We start from the raw sequence: 16,944 nt of genomic DNA, 5'->3' as shown, positions 1-16,944 counted from the left end.
CGCTGCATCCCGAGGCGCAGTCCATCATCGACCGCATGAGCGTCGCTGACCAGGGCCCGGTCGTCGCATTCGACGCTCAGGCCATGCGCGAGGGGTTCCGGAGCGCCTGGCGGATGCCCGAGCGGCTGCAGCCCGTGGGCGCCGTCGCCGACACCGTGATCCCGGGCCCGGCCGGCGACCTCCCCGTCCGCGTCTACACCCCCGAGGGCGACGGGCCCTTCCCCGCGCTCGTCTGGTTCCACGGCGGCGGCTGGACCATCGGCAGCCTCGACGAGAACGAGGTCGCCTGCCGGGCCGTCTGCGCCGGAGCGCAGGCCGTCGTCGTCTCCGTCGACTACCGCCTCGCCCCCGAAAACCCCTACCCGGCCGCCGCCGACGACTGCTACGCCGCCGTGCGCTGGGTCCACGAGCACGGCGAGCGCCTCGCCGCCGACCCGGCGCGCCTGGCCGTCGGCGGGGAGAGCGCCGGCGGCAACCTGGCCGCCGTCGTCGCCCTCAAGGCCCGCGACCTCGGCGGCCCCCCGATCCGCCTGCAGGTCCTCGTCTCGCCCGTGGTCGGCCACCCCGGCGACGGCTACGCCTCCTACGACGCCTACGCCGACGGCTACTTCCTGTCCAGGGCCAGCATGGAGTGGTTCTTCACCACCTACCCGCGCGACGTCAAGGACCTCGACGACCCCTACCTGCTGCCGCTGCGCGCCGCCGACCTGTCCCGGCTGCCCCGCGCCCTCGTCCTGGGCGCCGAGTGCGACGTGCTGCGCGACGAGGGCGAGGAGTACGCCCGCCGCCTCGCCGACGCCGGCGTCGACGTCGAGCTCGTCCGCTACGACGGGCTGATCCACGGCTTCTTCGGCCTGCTCGCCACCGAGCTGACCGACTCGCGCGACGCGCACGCCCGGGTGATCGCCGCCCTGCGGGCGCTCTGATGACCGCCCCCGTCCTCAGCCTCCGCGGCGTCGGCGTCAACCGCCGCGAGGTCCCCGTCGTCCACGACGTCTCGCTCGACGTCGCCCCCGGCGCCGTCACGGTCGTCCTCGGCGCCAACGGCGCCGGCAAGACGACGCTCATGGACGGCATCGCCGGGCTGGCCCCGGTGACCTCCGGAACGGTCCAACTCGACGGCCGGCCCATCGGCAAGCTGCCCACCTACCGGCGCGCCCAGGCCGGCCTCGGCTACGTCGAGCAGGCCCGCACCGTCTTCCGCACCCTCACCGTCGAACAGAACCTGCTCGTCGCCGGGGGCGACCTCGGCAAGGTGTACGACCTCTTCCCCGAGCTGGGCAACCGCCGCGGCCTGCAGGCCGGGCACCTGTCCGGAGGCGAGCAGCAGATGCTGGCGCTCGGCCGCACCCTCGTCTCCGGCCCGAAAGTCGTCCTCATCGACGAGATGTCCCTCGGCCTCGCCCCCGTCGTCGTGCGCCGCCTCATGGACGCCGTCGGCGACCTGGTCGGCCTCGGCATCGCCGTCCTCCTCATCGAGCAGTTCGCCAACCTCGCCCTGGACATCGGCACCCACGCCTACGTGCTGCGCAAGGGCCGCGTGGTGCACGACGGGCCCTGCGCCGAGCTGCGCGGCCGGAGCGAACGGCTGCACGAGTTCTACTTCGGCCTGCCGCCGGCGCCGGTCGCCGCCGCGGCGGAGAGCGAGACGCGATGACCCTCGTCGACAGGCGCGCACTCGGCCTCGGCCTCGGCGCCGCCCTGGTGGCCTGCCTCGCCGTGCCCGCGCTGCTGCCGCCCTACTGGATCTACCTCGCGATCACCGCCGTGGTCAGCGCCGTGATCATGCAGAGCTACGGCGTGATCGTCGGACGGGCCGGCGTCATGTCCCTGTGCCAGATGTCGTTCGCCGCCATCGGCGCGTGGGTCGTGCTCCGGCTCAACCTCGCCGACGCGCCCGGCGGCTTCCTGCTCTGGCTGCTGCTCGGCGGACTCGCCGCCGTCCCCGTCGGCGTCGCCATCGGCCTGCCCGCCCTCCGCATCCGCGGCGTCAACCTGGCCATCGTCACATTCGGCTTCGCCGTCTCGGCCGACATCGTGCTCAACGCCAACCAGTTCCCCGGCACCACCGAGCTGAAGACGCTCACCAGGCCCTCCCTGTTCGCCACCAACGGCGCCTACTTCGTCCTCGCCGTCCTCGTCTTCACCCTGCTGGCCGTCGGGCTGGCCCTGTTCAACCGGACCCGGCTCGGCATGTCGCTGCTCGAACTGCGCCACTCCGAACGCGCCGCCGCCTCCCACGGCATCTCGGTCGCCCGCAGCAAGCTCACCGCGTTCGCGATCAGCTCCTTCATCGCCGGCATCGGGGGCGGGCTGATGGCCGGACAGCTCGGGCTCGTCGTCTCCAGCAACTTCGCCATGGGCCAGTCGCTGGCGCTGTTCGCCGTGGCGATCCTCATCGGGCCGCACCACCCTGAAGGGGCCGTCATGGGCGGCGTCTTCGGCGCGGCCATGGCGACCCTCATGGAGAAGCTCAAGCTGCCCCAGGACCTCGGCGGGATGCTCTTCGGCCTCTTCGCCATCCTGGCGTTACGCGGCGGCGTCAGCCAGACCGACCTGACCCGCGGCCGCAGACGCGAAGCCGCCGCCCGCAAACTCCTCACCTCCAGGGAACCCCCCACCCCGGACACCGCCCCCATCACCGCGAGCGCCCCTCCCGCCGACCTCGTGAAGGACACCCCCCGTACGGAACACGTACAGGAGCCCGCGCCGGCGGCCCGCCCGGACGCCGCACCGGGCGGGGCGGATGCGACCCCTCGCGCCGGGGATGCCGCCTCCGGCGCTGCGGGTGCCGTCGGTGGCGGGTCCGCCTCAGCCGCCGCAGGCTCGGCGACCGGCGATGGCCTCCCGGACGACGTCGCCCGTACGGAGCACGTACGGGAGCCCGTGCCGGAGGCTCGTGTGATCGCCGCAGGCGGGGGCGAGGCCGTGCCCACGGCGCAGGAGGGTGCCGCAGCGGGGGACGCCGCACAGGCCGGGAGGTCCCCGGGTGCTCGCCACGCGGGGTTGGCGGTGCGGGGGTTGCGGGTGCGGTTCGGGGAGGTGGTGGCGCTCGACGGGGTCGACCTGACCGTGCCCGACGGCGCCGTGGTGGGGCTGATCGGGCCGAACGGGGCGGGCAAGTCGACGTTCATCGCCGCCGTGACCGGCTTCGTCGCCGGTTACGAGGGCACGGTGACGCTGGCCGGGCAGCCGATCGACCGGCTGGCCCCGGCGGCGCGGGCCCGCCGGGGGCTGCGCCGCACGTTCCAGACGACGGTGATCGCCCCCGAGCTCACCCAGTACGAGTATCTGACGATCGGCGCCGGCCGGCGGCTGCCCAGGCGGGAGGCGGACGAGCTGCTGGAGTTCTTCGGCTGCCCGCCGGGCGAGGTGCCGGTGTCGATCGTGGACGTCGGGACCCGGCGCCTGCTGGACGTGGCCGCGGCGGTCGCGGCGCGGCCGAGGGTGGCGCTGCTCGACGAGCCCGCCGCCGGGCAGTCGGCGGCGGAGTCCTTGAAGCTCGGCGCGTGCCTGGTGGAGGCGCCGAGACGCTTCGGGGTGTCGATCCTCCTGGTCGAGCACGACATGGAGCTCGTCCGGGCCGCTTGTCAGGAGGTGACGGTGCTCGACTTCGGGCACGTCATCGCCTCGGGGCCCACCGGTGACGTCCTCGAGGATCCGGCCGTGATGGCCGCCTACCTCGGCGCCGCGGACGTGCCGGTGCCCTGAACCCCCCACCCCTCCAGACGAAGGATGTGCCTCACATGAAGCGTTCGCATCTGGCCGCGGCGGCCGCCGCCGTCCTGGTTCTCGCCTCCGCCGCCTGCTCGGGGGAGGGCGGCGGGGCCGACGGCCCGATCAAGGTGGGCTCGATCAACGGCATCACCGGCCTGTTCCAGACGCCGGAGGTCCCGCAGGCGGTCAAGGCGGTCTTCGACGAGGTCAACGCCGCGGGCGGCATCGGGGGCCGCAAGCTGGAGCTCATCAGCAAGGACGACGCGATGAACCCGCAGCGTTCGACGGAGGCGGCGATCGAGCTCATCGAGTCGGAGGAGGTGGTGGCGCTCGTCGGCTCGTCGAGCGCGGTCGACTGCGGTCTCAACCGGGCGACCTACAGCAACGCCGGCATCGTGTCCGTCCCGGCGATCGGCGTCGACCCGGCCTGCTTCACCAGCCCGAACATCGCCCCGGTGAACCCGGGCCCGTTCAAGCTGCTGACGGCGATGCTCTACTACGCCTCCGAGACGCTCAAGCACGACAAGGTCTGCATGTTCTACACGACGCTGCCCGGCAGCGGCGGCGGCATCGACGCCGCGATCAAGGAGTGGAGCGACCTCACCGGCAAGACGCTCACGGTCAAGGACACCTCGGTGGGCCAGGGCGACCCGACGCCCTACCTGGTCAAGGCCAAGGGCGCGGGCTGCCAGGCGGTGCTCTACAACGCGCAGGTGGGCCCGTGGTTCGCGCAGGCGAAGACGCAGGGCATGCAGGACGTGGACTTCATCATGGGCGCCAACAGCTACACCGACGCCAACGCGGAGGTCATCCCGGAGGGCATGAACGCCTACGCCGGGACGGAGTGGCAGCCGTACACGGACGAGACGCTGCCGGGCAACGACCGCTGGGCCAGGGTCGTCGACGGGAGCAAGATCCAGAAGACGGCGTTCAGCCAGGGCGCGGTGATGGCGGCGGACGTGTTCGTCCAGGTGCTCAAGACGGTCAAGGGCCCGATCACCCGGGAGTCGGTGACGCAGGCGTTCAAGACCATGCGGCCGATCGACTACCCGATGGTCGGCACCCCGTACGTCTTCGGCCCCGGCGACGCGCACAACCCGATCGAGGGCAGCCGGTTCGTCAAGGTGCAGGACCGCAAGTGGCAGGTGCTGCCGGAGGACTTCATCGTTCCGGGCCGGAAGTGACCGGCCAGGCCCGCCCAGGAGGTGCTCGATGCTGAATTCCGTGGTCGCCGGGCTGACCAGCGGCGGCGTGTACGCGCTGCTGGGGCTGTGCGTCGTGCTGACCTACCGGCTGGTCGCCGTGGTCAACTTCACGATGGCGGCCGTCGGCGCGATGGGCGCCTTCGTCATGGTGTCGCTCATGGACGCCGGGCTGGGCGTGTGGCTGGCGCTGCCGCTCGGCGTCGCGGCGGGGGCGGCGCTGTCGGCGCTGCTGGGCGCCGTGCTCGTCCGCTGGTTCGGCGACCACGACGAGCGCACCAAGGCCGCCGTCACCGTCGCCGTGTACGTGGCCGTCATGGCGATCGGCCTGCGGCTGTTCGGCGGCACGACGACGGGGGCGCGCCGGTTCCCCGCGCCGTTCGACACGCCCGCGTTCACCGTCGGCGGCGTCGTGGTGCCCCAGTCGGTGCTGGTGTCGCTGGCGTTCGCGGTGCTCATCACGGTGGGCGTCGGGCTGCTGCTCAACCGCACGCTCGTCGGCCTGCGGCTGCAGGCGCTGTCCGAACGCCCCGCCACGGCCGAGGTCGTCGGCATCCCGGCGCCCAGGCTCGCCGTCGGCGTGTGGGCGGCGATCGGCGCCGTCACCACACTGGTGATCCTCCTGGTGGCGCCGAGGCTCGGCGGCGACTTCTCCACGCTGGGCAACCTCATCGCCACCGCCTTCGCCGTCGCCATGGTCGGCGCCTTCCGCAGCCTGCCGCTCACGCTCGCCGGCGGCCTCGTCCTCGGCTGCCTGGAGGGCCTGTCGGCGTCGCTGAGCGCGATCCAGCAGTACCGGGGCGTCGTCCCGTTCCTCGTGATCGTGGTGCTGCTGTGGTGGCGCAGCCGGCACGAGGTCTGGGACACCGCCCACAGCAGATGACCCAAGAGGAGAGCAGAGCATGACCGTTCCCGCCTCCACCCGTGCCGCCGTGCTGCGCGCGCACGGCGAGCCGCTGGTGATCGAGGAGCTGCCGCTGCCCGGCGAGGTCGAACCGGGCGCCGCGATCGTCAGGATCACCTGCGCGACCCTGTGCGCCACCGACGTGCACCTGTGGAACGGCGCCATGTCCTGGCCCGGCATGCTGCCGATGGTGCTGGGCCACGAGATGACCGGCACCGTCGAGGCCGCCGGTCCCGGCACCGTCGACGCCCTCGGCCGTCCTGTCAAGGCGGGCGACCGGATCGGCTGGTCGGAGTCCGTCTGCGGCCGCTGCTACGGCTGCACCGTGCTGCGCGCCCCCGTCGCCTGCGCGGACCGCGGCTACGGGTTCCGCCAGCGGGCCGACCGCTGGCCGTACGCCACGGCGGGGCTGGCCGGGCACGCCTACGTCACCCCCGGCGCGCTCAAGGTCGTGCTGCCCGACGACGTCGCCGACACCTGGGCCGCCGCGGCCGGCTGCGCCGTCAAGACCGTCCTGCACGCCTTCGAGCGGGCCGGGAGCGTACGGCCCGGATCGAGCGTGGTGGTGCAGGGCGCCGGCGCGCTCGGGATCATCGCCACCGCCGTCGCCCGCACCGCTGGGGCGGGCACCGTCATCACCGTCGGCGCGCCCGGCAGCCGGCTGGAGCTGGCCCGCCGGTTCGGCGCCGACGTGGTCGTCGGGCTCGACGGCGACGCGGCGAGCCGGGTCGCCGCCGTCCTGGACGCCACCGGCGGCCGGGGCGCCGACCTCGTCCTCGACCTGGCCGGCGCGCCCGGTGTCGGGGCCGAGGCCGTCGACATGGCGGCCTGGGGCGGCCGGTTCGTCGTCGTCGGCAGCACCGGCCCGCGCCCCGACCCGGTCCCGCTCGGCACGATCATGGGCAAGGAGCTGACCGTGCTCGGCTCGCTCAACGGCGACGTCGGCGACTACTACCGGGCCGTCGAGTTCCTGCGCGCCTTCCGTACGCGCTTCGCCTGGGACGAGCTGTTCAGCGAGCCGGTCGGGCTCGGCGGGGCGAGCGCCGCCCTGGCGTCGATGGCGCGGCTCGACCAGGTCAAGGCCGTCATCCACCCGTGGCTGCCCTGACGAACCCCCCATACCTACGAGGAGACAGATGTCCACCGTGCCGCGCCGCAGGATCGGAACCTGCGGCCCCGAAGCCTCCGTCCTGTCCCTGGGATCGTGGCACACCTACGACCGGATGGATTTCGCCGACGCGGTCGCCCTCGTGCGCCGCGCCGTCGACCTGGGGATCAACCTGTTCGACGTCGGCGTCTACGGCTTCCCCGGGCACCCGCCGGTCTTCACCGACGTGCTGTTCTCGGCGATCGTGCGCGCCGCCGGGATCGCCCGCGACGACTACCTGCTGTCGGAGAAGCTCTGGCTGGAGGGCTACCCCGAGCAGCCGCTGCGCGACCAGCTCGAACGCGCCCTGTTCCGCGTCGGCGCCGACCGGGCCGACCTCGTCGTCCTGGGCGACATCCGGCGCGCCGACCTCGACCTGCGGCGGCTCGCCGCCGACCTGGCCGACCTGGAGGCCGCCGGGCTCGTCGGCTGCTGGGGCGTCAACAACTGGTCGGCCACCTCGGTCCGCACGCTGCGCGACCACGCCCTGGAGGCGGGCTCGCCGGGGCCGCAGCTCGCCCAGCTCAAGTACAGCCCGTGCCGCCGCTCCATCCCCGACGGCGAGCCGTTCGCCGCGCTGTTCTCCGAGGGCATCTCGCTGCAGGCGTCCGACGTCATGGAGGGCGGCATCCTGGCGGGCCGGGCGACGCCGACCCGCGAGATCGGCCGCGACCCCGGCGGGATCCGCGACCAGATCATGGCCGCCGCCAAGGGGCTCGCCGAGGTCGCCGCCGACCTGGAAGCCACCCCGGCGCAGCTCTGCGTCGCGTTCACGCTCGCCCACCCGGCCACCTGCACCGTGCTGTTCGGCGTCACCCGCATGCGGCAGCTCACCGACAACGTCGGCGCGCTGGCGCTGCTCGAACGGGTCGGCGCCGAGCGGCTGCGCGAACTGGTCGAACCGTTCTGGGCCGACCGCGACGCCGTCGACCCCGAAGGGCCCTGATCCCGCGCACGCCGCCCCGGGAATGTCGGGCCGCGCGCGTATCGTGACCTCATGCCCGACATCGAGGTCGCCGGCCGCGAGGTACGCGTGACGAGCCCCGACAAGGTGGTGTTCCCGCAGGCCGGGATCACCAAGCTCGACCTGGTCCGCTATTACGAGCGGGTCGGCGAGGCGGCGCTGCGCGGCGTCCACGGCCGGCCGATGGTGCTCAAGCGGTTCGTCAAAGGCATCGAGGAGGAGCCGTTCTTCCAGAAGCGGGCCCCGGCCAAGCGGCCCGCCTGGATCGAGGTGGCCGAGCTGCGCTACCGCTCGGGGCTCAGCGCCGAGGAGGTCGTCTGCACCGACCTGGCGCAGCTCCTGTGGGTGGTCAACCTGGGCTGCGTCGACCTCAACCCGCACCCGGTCCGCGCCGACGACCTGGCCAGCCCGGACGAGCTGCGCATCGACCTCGACCCGGTGCCGGGCGTCGGCTGGGCCGACGTGCTGGCCACCGCCCAGGTCGCCCGCGAGGTGCTGGCCGACCACGGGCTGACCGCCTGGCCCAAGACGTCCGGCTCGCGCGGCTTCCACGTCTACGCCCGCATCGAGCGGCGCTGGCCGTTCGCCCAGGTGCGCAAGGCGGCCGAGACCGTCGCCCGCGAGGTCGAGCGGCGCGCCCCCGGCCTGGCCACCAGCCGGTGGTGGAAGGAGGAGCGCCACGGCGTGTTCGTCGACTTCAACCAGAACGCCTACGACCGCACCGTCGCCTCCGCCTACTCCGTGCGCGCCGTGCCCGACGCCCGCGTCTCCACCCCGCTCACCTGGGACGAGGTGCCCGGCTGCGACCCGGCCGCCTACACGGTCGCCACCGTGCCCGCGCGGCTGGCCGAGCTCGGCGACCCGTGGGCCGACATGGACGCCCACCCCGGCTCCCTCGACGGCCTGCTGGAGCTGGCCGAGGAGCTGGGCCCGCCGCCCAAGCCGCCCAAGGGCAGCGGGCGCCGCGTGCAGACCCGGCCCGTCATCGAGATCGCCAAGGCCCAGCACAAGGACGAGGCGCTGGCCGGGCTGGAGCGCTGGAAGGCCCGCCACCCCGACGTGGCCGCCCTCCTGGAGCCCGCCGACGTGCTCGTCGACGGCATGCGCGGGCGCAGCAGCGTGTGGTATCGGATCCGCGTCAACCTGCAGAACGTGCCGGAGGACCGGCGGCCACCGCAGGAGCCCCTGGAGTCCGACTACGACCCCTGGACCTGACACCGCCGTCCTCACACGCCCGCCGTCATGCGACTTGTCGTCACTCGTCCGCGGTGATGACCTGGGACGCCTGGTAGGCGGCCTCGCGGGGGCCGTCGGCGCGCACCTGGCGCAGCAGCGCCCGCCACGGCTCCGGCCAGCCCGCCCGCGGCCCGCACTCCGCCGCCAGCCCCACCGCCAGCAACGCCGCCACCTCGGCCGCCACCTCGGCCGCCACCTCGGCCGCCACCTCGGCCGTCACCTCGGCCGTCACCTCGGCAGTCACCTCATCCGTCCCCGCATCCGGAGGCTGAAGGGCGGCGAGGCGCTGGGCGTGGGGGAGGACCCGGTCGGCGGGGACGTCGTCCGCCGACCGGGCGAGGGCGTGGGCCGTCGTGACGGCGGCCAGGACGCCCGGGACCGTCCGGGTCAGCCGGTCCAGCACGGCGTGCGGGTCGTCCCAGTCGACGGTGGCGGCCAGGAGTTCGGCGGCGAGGTGGGCGGGCAGCTCGGCGGCCACCTCCGCGACCACCGCCGCCGCCGGCTCGCGGTCGGCGCGGTGCGCCTCGCACAGGTCCGACACGACGGCGGCCAGCCGCTGGGCGGCCGGACGGTCGCGGTCGGCGCCCGCGTCGGGCTCGGCCGGTGCGGCGGCCAGCGTCCGTACGGCCGCGCGCAGCTCGGCCGTCCCGTGCCCGGAGCACGCCGCGCTGACCAGCCCCCGCGCGGCGGCCCTCCAGTCGGCGGTCTCGTCCAGCCCGGAGAGAAGCCCGGCCAGCCGCTCCACGGCCTCCGGCGCGTACGCGGCCCAGCGGGGCAGCGTCTCGACGGCGATCAGCCGCGTCCGCCGGTCCCGCGCCCGCGTCGCGGCCACCACCAGCCCCCCGTACGCGACCCGCCACCGCTCAGGCACCGCCAGCGGATGCACCCCGAGCACCGGAGCCGCCACATCCCCCGCCCCACCGTCACCCACGGCGCCCTCCGGGAAGGCCGAGGTGGCGCCGGCCGTACGGTCCTCGGGGGAGATTGGGGTGTAGGCCGCCGGGCCGCCGGCGTTCGTGCCGCCCTCCAGGGAGGCTGAGGGGGCGCCCGCCGGGCCGTCGGCCGTCGCGCGGTCCGCGGGGGAGGGCGGGGGGTCGCTCGCCGGGGTGCCGGCCGGGGTGCCTACGGCTTCGCGTAGGAGGGGCCAGGCTTCCGGGGCGGGGAGGAGGCCGAGGGTGGCCGAGACGATGGCCACGCGGACGTCCTTGTGCTGCCCGTCGGCGTGCCAGAGGTCCCGCAGGATCCCGATGGCGCCGGGGGCGCGGTGGCGGGCGAGGAGCCGGACGGCTTCCTTGCGCGCGGTGACCTTGCCCCCGGCGAGCACCGGCTCCAGGGCCGCCGCCAGCTCGGCGGGTGGGGTGAACCGGGCCGCCCGCGCCGCCGCGTACACCGCCACGTGCGCGTCGTCGCCGCTCGCGCGGGCGAGCAGGGCGGCGAGCACGTCCTGGGGCCGGGCCGTCCACGGGAGCGCGGTGAGCGCGGCCCGCCGCAGCAGCGTCTCGTCCGACTCCAGGTGGCGGCGGAGGCGCCCGGCCTCGACGCCGGGGATCTCGCCCAGCGACCGCACGGCGTGCGCCCGCTCGCCGGTGGGCAGGCCGCCGTGGTCCGCGACCTGTTCGAGCAGCTTCACGTACGCGTCGCGCTGCCGGGCGGTCCACCGCAGGACGGCCCGGCGGGGGACGTGGCGCACCTGCCGCACGTCGCTCCTGGCGAAGCGGCCGGAGGGGGCGCGCCGGCCGAGGACGGCGTCCAGCAGGTCGGTGCGGTGCCACACCAGCGCGGCGAACACGCTGCCCACGGCCACCGTCGACGGGTCGGCGGCCAGCAGCCCGGCCACGCGCTCGCCGCGGGTGCGGGGCGGCTCCAGCCAGAGGTCGATCGCCTCGATGGCGGTGAGCTCGCTGACGGCGGTCAGGGCACGTCGCAGCGCCTGTTGCAGCTCGGGCAGGTCGTGGCCGCGCCGCCCGAGCGCGTTGGCGAGCAGGAAGGCCAGCTCGTGCCGGTCGCGGCGGCCGCCCGCCTCCAGGTGGGGCGCGAGCCGCCGCACCAGCGTGACCTCCTGGCCGCGCCGCAGCACGCGCGACAGGTGGCTGAGCGAGGCGGTGCCCACGTATCCGGTCAGCCGGTCGAAGGCGCGCAGCCCGTACTCCAGCAGGGCGGGGTCGTCGCGCGCGGCCCCCTGTTCGAAGACGCGGGTCGCCAGGCGGGCCAGGGCGAGCCGGGTGTGGTAGGAGCAGTCGCGGGCGGCCAGCGCGTCCTCGACGAGCCGGTCGAGGCCGGGCACGTGCTCGGCCGCGAACAGCCGGGGCGGGACGGCGGCCAGTGCGGTGAGGGCGGCCTGGCGTACCGGGTCCTGTTCGTTGCGCAGCCGCCCGAGCGCGGCGAGCAGGCGGGTGAACACGGCGGGGTCGCGGTCGCGCCCGGCGCAGGCGATCAGGTGGCCATATCCGATGGCCCGGTCGGCGCCCTCGGACCGGCGGGTCGAGGCCAGCAGGGCGGGCTCGGCGTCGGCGTAGGGCAGGAAGGCGGTGGTCTCCAGGGTGCGCGCCGGGTCGTCGGCGACGGCGCGCAGCCCGAGCATGCGCCGGGCCTCGGCGACGCGCGGGCGCAGCGGCAGCACGTTCAGCAGGAAGGCCGACGGGAGCGCCCGCGACCGGTCCACGCCGGCGGTCGCCGCGTCGAACACGGCCTCCCTGCGGCCCGGCGCCACCGCCCGCAGCAGGTTGATCAGCGAGGGCTCGTGGTCGCGCACCGCCCGCCCGGCCTCGCCGAGCCGGTCGTCGGGCAGCGCGGCCAGCCGCCGCCGGATCGCGGCGCGCCGCAGCAGCCCGGCGAGCTGCGCCTGCCGCCCGGGGACCAGGTAGAGGGCGAGCGTGCGGTCGGGGTCGGCCTTCAGCAGCAGGCTCACGCACCGGGCGCCGCGCGGGCTCCAGTGCCGCTCCAGCAGGGTGATCACGCGTCCGGGGGCGTGCGCGGCGGCGGCCTCGACGCCGGGGCCGCGCGTGAGCCACCACGCCGGGCGGAGCGGGAGCGGCAGCCCGGCGAGCGCCGATTCGGCGTGCCCGAGCACGAGCAGGGGGTGCCGCCTGGCCAGCGTGCGCCAGTTGGGCACGGCGTGCTCGAGGCCGGGCAGCAGGGCGGCGGCCAGGTCGGCGGGGCAGGCCGGGAGCAGGCTCGCCGCCTCGCGGTCGCCCCACCGCTGCCGCACCTCGTCGATGAGCAGCGCGGCCAGGTCGCCGCGGCCGTGACGCCGGATCGCCCGGTAGACCTCGGCCCGCCGGGCGGCCGGGCCGGTGCGGACGATCCGCGCGACGACCTCGTCCGGGGCGCCGAGCTTGACCGCCGAGACGATCGCGTAGCGGCCGACGTCGGGGTCGGGGTCGCCGGTGGCCCGGGCGATGTGGGGGAGGTCGCGGGCCGCCGCCGCCAGCCGCACGGCGAGGAAGCGCTCGTACGGGCCGAGCCGGGCCAGGCCGTCGAGCAGGGCGCGCAGCTCGGGCCGGCCGGTCAGCCGCCGCCCGTGCTCGGCCAGGCGGCGGCACCGCTGCCCGTGCGCGAGCTGTTCCACGTCCTTGATCAGAGCATGAGGCCGCATAACTGCCCCATTATGGGGGCTTGCGGCGTCAGCCGCGGGTCGGCCGCTGGTAGCCCTCGTCGCCGCCGTAGACGTGCCGGTCGGGGTCGCGTTCGGGCTGGTTCGCCGGGCTGGTCGGTGACGCGGTGTGCTCCTCGGCGAAGTCCTCCGACGGCATCGGCGGCGGGTTCAGGTAGTCGTGCCAGGTGATCCGGCCCCTCGGCATGGCGTCGGTGGTCAGCGCGCCCTTGCGCTGGGCGGCGGCGACCTTGCCCGGGTAGCGCAGGGGCGGGCAGAGCCGCCGCAGCCCTCGGGCGGTCAGCCAGGCCCTGACCAGCTCGGGCGTGGCCAGCACGTGCGGCCCGCCGTACTCGGTCACGGCGCGGCCCGGCCCGTCGGCGAGCAGGCCGGTCACCCGGGCGGCGGCCTCGCCCGCGTCGAGCGGCTGCCACGGCAGCGACCGGTCGACCGGCAGCACCGGGGAGCCGGCCAGCCCGCGCAGCACCTGGTCGAGCCGCTGGTGCAGGTGGGTGACGCGGAGGATGGTGAAGGGCAGGCCGCTCTCCCTGACGAACCGTTCGGCCTCGGCCCGGCGGCGCATCGGCCCGGCCCGCCCGGCCCCGACGGCGGAGACGTGCAGCAGGTGCGTCACGCCCGCCTCCTGGGCGGCGGTGACGAGCGCGCGGGTGCCGGTGGCGTCGACGGTCAGCGCGCCGGGCGCGGTGCCGGGCCGCGACAGCAGGTCGCCAGCCGTCGCGCGGTCCAGCGCGGCCAGGTGGACGACGGCGTCGCAGCCGGCCACGGCCTCGCGCACGCCGTAGCCCGTGGCCAGGTCGCCGCGCACCCAGGTGACGTCACGCCGGGGCTGCTCCTCCCGGCTCAGCGCCCGGATCTCGTGGCCGGCCCTGAGGAGGGCGGGCACCGCGGCCCGGCCGAGCGTGCCGGTCGCGCCCGTCAGCATGATGAGCATGTCCAGCACCTACCCACCAGGCCCCGGACATGCCCGTCAGCCCCCGGCCGGCGGGGCGGCGGCGCGGGCGATGCCCGCCGCGGCCGCGCGCAGCGGCTCCACGAGCCGGGGCAGCTCGCGGGCCCGCCGGGCGGCCAGCACGATTCCGACCGCCGCGATGGCGCGGCCCTCCACGAGCACCGGTGCCGCCGCCGAGCACGACCCGGCCGTCATCTCCTCGTACGTGAGCGCGTGGCCCTGCGCCCGCACGGCGGCCAGCTCGCGCGCCAGCCGCCCCGGCTCGGTGATGGTGTGCGCGGTGGGGCGTTCGAGGGTGCGCGCCAGGTAGGACTGCACGAACCAGTCGGGCTCGTGCGCCAGCAGCGCCTTGCCCACGCCCGTCGGGTGCATCGGCAGCCGCCCGCCGGTGCGCGACACGATGGGCACGGCGCGCCTGCCGTACACCTTGTCCACGTACAGGACCTCCATGCCGTCGCGGACGGCCAGGTGCACGTTCTCGCCGGTGCTCGCGAACAGCTCCTGCAGCCACGGCTGCGCGACCTCGCGCAGCCGTCCGGGCGCGAGCTGGCCGAGCTCCCACAGCCGCAGCCCGACGCGCAGCCGCCCGCCGGGGTCGCGGCTGAGCGCCTGCCACCGCTCCAGCTCGCCGACCAGCCGGTGCGCCGTCGCCAGGGCGACGCCGCTGCGCTCGCTGATCTGCGTGAGCGTGAGCTCGCGGTGGGTGGCGTCGAACGCGCCCAGGATGGCCAGCACCTTGGAGGTGACCGTACGGCCCGGCTCGCGGGCGCCGCCTGACATGTCACCATTCTTCCACTGAGCGGAAGCCGGTTCTCGATCCGGGGCCCGGCGGGCAGCATGCTGTGCTCATGCGAACTCAGGTAGGGATCATCGGCGCCGGACCGGCCGGCCTGCTTCTTTCTCATCTGCTCCACCTGCGCGGCATCTCCTCGGTGGTGCTGGAGAAGCGCAGCCGCGACTACGTCGAGCGCCGGGTGCGCGCCGGCGTGCTGGAGCAGGGCACGGTCGACACGCTCGTGGAGGCGGGCGTCGGCGGGCGGCTGCTCCGCGAGGGCCTGCCCCACCACGGCATCGAGCTCCGCTACGGCGGCGCGGGACACCGCATCCCGTTCGAGAAGCTGGTGCCCGGCCGGGCCATCACCGTGTACGGCCAGCAGGAGGTGGTCAAGGACCTCATCGCCGCCAGGCTGGAGGCGGGCGGCGACGTGCGGTTCGAGGTCGAGGACGTGGCGATCCACTCGCCGGAGGACCGGCCGTACCTGACGTTCGGCGGCGAGCGGCTGGACTGCGACGTGATCGCCGGGTGCGACGGGTTCCACGGTGTGTCGAGGCCGTCGGTGCCGCCGGGCGTGCTGCGGACCTACGAGCGCGACTACCCGTTCGCCTGGCTCGGCATCCTGGCCAGGGTGGCGCCGTCGTCGGAGGAGCTGATCTACGCCAGGAACGAGCGCGGCTTCGCCCTGCACAGCATGCGCACGCCCGAGATCAGCCGCTTCTACCTCCAGGTGCCGCCCGACGCCGACGTGGCCGAGTGGCCCGACGAGCGGATCTGGGCCGAGCTGAAGGCCCGGCTGGAGACGGTGCCCGGGTTCGCGCTGACGACCGGCGAGATCATCGAGAAGGGCGTCACGCCGATGCGCGGCTTCGTCACCGAGCCGATGCAGTACGGCCGCCTCTACCTGGCCGGGGACGCCGCCCACATCGTGCCGCCGACCGGCGCCAAGGGGCTGAACCTGGCCGTGGCCGACGTGCGGGTGCTCACCGAGGCGCTGGCCGCGTTCTTCCACGACGGCTCCACCGGCCTGCTCGACGGCTACTCCGAGGCGTGCCTGAAGCGGGTGTGGCGGGCCCAGCACTTCTCGTGGTGGATGACGACGCTGCTGCACACGTTCGACTCCGACGACGACTACGGGCGCCGGCTGCAGCTGTCCCACCTGGACTACGTGACGTCCTCGGAGGCCGCGGCCACGACGCTGGCGGAGAACTACGTGGGACTGCCCTTCCCCTGAGCCGGCCGCCCGCCCGGACGTGGGCGGGACGGGTAAAGGGGTTTTGGCATGGTTTAGGGTTTAATGGTGCTTTTTGCGGATGGATGGGCGGCTGCGCCGCTGCGCTCGGTCATGCAGACCCTCGGGCAGGACCAGCTCGCCAGGATGGCCACGGACCCCGGTCTCGTCGCCGCGGTGGATCAGCACGCCGCGGTGCTACGGGACGCGATCCCGCTGGATCGCGAGACGCTGGGCGACTACCTGCTCGGCTTCCTCGACGAGCTGCGGCACCGGGGCTGGGCGTTCAGCGGCGAGCCGGACGCCGCCGCCCTCCGTCTGACGGCGGTGTGCTGGCTCGCCCGCGAACGGGGCTTCCTCGAGGGGGAGCTCCCCGCCTGACGCGCCGGGACCGGCCGGGCGGCCGGTCCCGTGAGGCACGTCAGGGTTCCCGGTAGTCGGACCGGGTGGCGCCGCCCGACTGGACGTGCGGAGCCTCCTCGGTCATCTGCTGGGCGTCCCCGCGACCCCGCTGGTACGCCTCCGCGTGCGCCCTGGCCTGCGGCGCCTCCTGCTCGATCCGGCCCAGCCAGCGTTCCCACCGCTGCTGCATCGGCCGGACGAGACCGCCGCCCACGCCGATGGCCGCGATGGCGCCGAGCGTCGCCAGCACCGTGATCAGCACCGGGATCGTGACCGCGGTGGCCACCCCGATCTGGTTGAGCGCGGCGATGATGCCTAGGGCCCAGATGAACACGGCGGCGGCCGTCGCCAGCCAGCGGCCGTACGAGAGCTCGCCGAGCGCACTGGAGATGATGTCCCGGACCGCCTTGGCGATGGCCCCGGTCACCACGATGATCACGATCGCGACCACGGCCAGCGGCAGCCAGGCCACCACGCCGGTGAGCAGCGTCGAGATCGGGTTCGGCCCGAACACGCTGAAGGCGATCTGCAGCGTGATCAGCAGCAGCGCGTAGTACAGGAGCTTCGACAGCAGCCCGCTGGCGCCGTAGCGGCTGCGTTCCTGCCACCGCCCGGCGGCGCCGCTGCGTGCCACCGCGCGGTCGAAGCCGACCCGGTTCAGCAGCTTGCCCAGGACCTTCGCCAGCACCTTGGCCACGATCCAGCCGATAATGAGAATGACGACGAATGCGACAAGCTTCGGAACGAATGTCGCGATCATCCGCCAGGCATCGGATATGCCTTGGCCTATGTTGATGTCCACGG

14 protein-coding genes are annotated in these 16,944 nt (G+C 74.9%); 10 read left to right on the top strand and 4 right to left on the bottom strand.

Annotation, left to right across the window (positions count from 1 at the left end):
* The first annotated feature begins 35 nt into the window (after positions 1-35).
* From AB0J53_RS04980 to ligD, 8 genes are read left to right on the top strand one after another with little or no spacing between them, the layout of a single operon-like run.
* Positions 36-926 (top strand): alpha/beta hydrolase, encoded by an 891-nt coding sequence (locus AB0J53_RS04980; RefSeq protein ID WP_364168688.1) that lies wholly within the window; start codon positions 36-38, stop codon positions 924-926.
* A complete protein-coding gene (locus AB0J53_RS04975) occupies positions 926-1,657 on the top strand; it encodes an ABC transporter ATP-binding protein (RefSeq protein WP_219511084.1) in 732 nt (243 codons plus the stop codon). Before AB0J53_RS04980 ends, AB0J53_RS04975 begins: the two co-directional genes overlap by 1 nt.
* Positions 1,654-3,711 carry an ATP-binding cassette domain-containing protein gene (locus AB0J53_RS04970; RefSeq protein WP_364168686.1) on the top strand — a complete coding sequence of 686 codons (2,058 nt, stop codon included), beginning with the start codon at positions 1,654-1,656 and terminating at the stop codon, positions 3,709-3,711. The genes AB0J53_RS04975 and AB0J53_RS04970 overlap by 4 nt, the downstream gene beginning before the upstream one ends.
* A gap of 35 nt (positions 3,712-3,746) precedes the next feature.
* On the top strand, positions 3,747-4,901 hold the full coding sequence (locus AB0J53_RS04965) for an ABC transporter substrate-binding protein (RefSeq protein WP_364168685.1): 1,155 nt from the start codon (positions 3,747-3,749) through the stop codon (positions 4,899-4,901).
* 28 nt (positions 4,902-4,929) lie between these two features.
* The gene (locus AB0J53_RS04960) at positions 4,930-5,802 is read left to right on the top strand and encodes a branched-chain amino acid ABC transporter permease (protein ID WP_219511087.1); all 873 of its coding nucleotides are present in this window, start codon (positions 4,930-4,932) and stop codon (positions 5,800-5,802) included.
* A gap of 19 nt (positions 5,803-5,821) precedes the next feature.
* Positions 5,822-6,931 carry a zinc-binding dehydrogenase gene (locus AB0J53_RS04955; protein ID WP_364168682.1) on the top strand — a complete coding sequence of 370 codons (1,110 nt, stop codon included), beginning with the start codon at positions 5,822-5,824 and terminating at the stop codon, positions 6,929-6,931.
* Positions 6,932-6,959: 28 nt separating this feature from the next.
* A complete protein-coding gene (locus AB0J53_RS04950; RefSeq protein ID WP_364168680.1) occupies positions 6,960-7,916 on the top strand; it encodes an aldo/keto reductase in 957 nt (318 codons plus the stop codon).
* A gap of 51 nt (positions 7,917-7,967) precedes the next feature.
* A complete protein-coding gene (ligD, locus tag AB0J53_RS04945; RefSeq protein ID WP_364168678.1) occupies positions 7,968-9,149 on the top strand; it encodes a non-homologous end-joining DNA ligase in 1,182 nt (393 codons plus the stop codon).
* Between the two features lie 40 nt (positions 9,150-9,189).
* On the opposite strand, the gene AB0J53_RS04940 is transcribed toward ligD, so the two are convergent.
* Genes AB0J53_RS04940 through AB0J53_RS04930 form a run of 3 tightly spaced genes read right to left on the bottom strand, consistent with a single transcriptional unit; the run spans position 9,190 to position 14,512 of the window.
* Positions 9,190-12,765, bottom strand: a complete 3,576-nt coding sequence (locus AB0J53_RS04940; protein ID WP_364168676.1) for a hypothetical protein — start codon at positions 12,763-12,765, stop codon at positions 9,190-9,192.
* A gap of 28 nt (positions 12,766-12,793) precedes the next feature.
* On the bottom strand, positions 12,794-13,714 hold the full coding sequence (locus tag AB0J53_RS04935; protein ID WP_364168674.1) for an NAD(P)H-binding protein: 921 nt from the start codon (positions 13,712-13,714) through the stop codon (positions 12,794-12,796).
* Between the two features lie 36 nt (positions 13,715-13,750).
* The gene (locus AB0J53_RS04930) at positions 13,751-14,512 is read right to left on the bottom strand and encodes an IclR family transcriptional regulator (RefSeq protein WP_364168672.1); all 762 of its coding nucleotides are present in this window, start codon (positions 14,510-14,512) and stop codon (positions 13,751-13,753) included.
* Between the two features lie 68 nt (positions 14,513-14,580).
* Here AB0J53_RS04930 and AB0J53_RS04925 point away from each other — a divergent pair, with 68 nt between their 5' ends.
* Together AB0J53_RS04925 and AB0J53_RS04920 are read left to right on the top strand one after the other, a co-directional pair.
* On the top strand, positions 14,581-15,741 hold the full coding sequence (locus tag AB0J53_RS04925; protein WP_364168670.1) for a 4-hydroxybenzoate 3-monooxygenase: 1,161 nt from the start codon (positions 14,581-14,583) through the stop codon (positions 15,739-15,741).
* 66 nt (positions 15,742-15,807) lie between these two features.
* A complete protein-coding gene (locus tag AB0J53_RS04920; protein WP_364168668.1) occupies positions 15,808-16,119 on the top strand; it encodes a DUF6401 family natural product biosynthesis protein in 312 nt (103 codons plus the stop codon).
* A gap of 40 nt (positions 16,120-16,159) precedes the next feature.
* Here AB0J53_RS04920 and AB0J53_RS04915 read toward each other — a convergent pair whose 3' ends face one another.
* On the bottom strand, positions 16,160-16,942 hold the full coding sequence (locus tag AB0J53_RS04915; RefSeq protein ID WP_364168666.1) for a hypothetical protein: 783 nt from the start codon (positions 16,940-16,942) through the stop codon (positions 16,160-16,162).
* Between the last annotated feature and the right edge of the window lie 2 nt (positions 16,943-16,944).

Source organism: Nonomuraea sp. NPDC049725, from assembly GCF_040674795.1.
Classification (GTDB): Bacteria; Actinomycetota; Actinomycetes; order Streptosporangiales; family Streptosporangiaceae; genus Nonomuraea; species Nonomuraea ceibae.
The sequence above is the reverse complement of the archived record's forward strand: the minus strand, read 5'-3'. Positions and strand labels throughout refer to the sequence as shown.

What these genes read in the sequence shown, in the direction of transcription:
- AB0J53_RS04980 (WP_364168688.1), top strand. Translation starts at nt 36, where the DNA reads ATGAGCGTCGCTGACCAGGGCCCGGTCGTCGCATTCGACGCTCAGGCC.
- AB0J53_RS04975 (WP_219511084.1), top strand. Translation starts at nt 926, where the DNA reads ATGACCGCCCCCGTCCTCAGCCTCCGCGGCGTCGGCGTCAACCGCCGC.
- AB0J53_RS04970 (WP_364168686.1), top strand. Translation starts at nt 1,654, where the DNA reads ATGACCCTCGTCGACAGGCGCGCACTCGGCCTCGGCCTCGGCGCCGCC.
- AB0J53_RS04965 (WP_364168685.1), top strand. Translation starts at nt 3,747, where the DNA reads ATGAAGCGTTCGCATCTGGCCGCGGCGGCCGCCGCCGTCCTGGTTCTC.
- AB0J53_RS04960 (WP_219511087.1), top strand. Translation starts at nt 4,930, where the DNA reads ATGCTGAATTCCGTGGTCGCCGGGCTGACCAGCGGCGGCGTGTACGCG.
- AB0J53_RS04955 (WP_364168682.1), top strand. Translation starts at nt 5,822, where the DNA reads ATGACCGTTCCCGCCTCCACCCGTGCCGCCGTGCTGCGCGCGCACGGC.
- AB0J53_RS04950 (WP_364168680.1), top strand. Translation starts at nt 6,960, where the DNA reads ATGTCCACCGTGCCGCGCCGCAGGATCGGAACCTGCGGCCCCGAAGCC.
- ligD (WP_364168678.1), top strand. Translation starts at nt 7,968, where the DNA reads ATGCCCGACATCGAGGTCGCCGGCCGCGAGGTACGCGTGACGAGCCCC.
- AB0J53_RS04940 (WP_364168676.1), bottom strand. Translation starts at nt 12,765, where the DNA reads ATGCGGCCTCATGCTCTGATCAAGGACGTGGAACAGCTCGCGCACGGG.
- AB0J53_RS04935 (WP_364168674.1), bottom strand. Translation starts at nt 13,714, where the DNA reads ATGCTCATCATGCTGACGGGCGCGACCGGCACGCTCGGCCGGGCCGCG.
- AB0J53_RS04930 (WP_364168672.1), bottom strand. Translation starts at nt 14,512, where the DNA reads ATGTCAGGCGGCGCCCGCGAGCCGGGCCGTACGGTCACCTCCAAGGTG.
- AB0J53_RS04925 (WP_364168670.1), top strand. Translation starts at nt 14,581, where the DNA reads ATGCGAACTCAGGTAGGGATCATCGGCGCCGGACCGGCCGGCCTGCTT.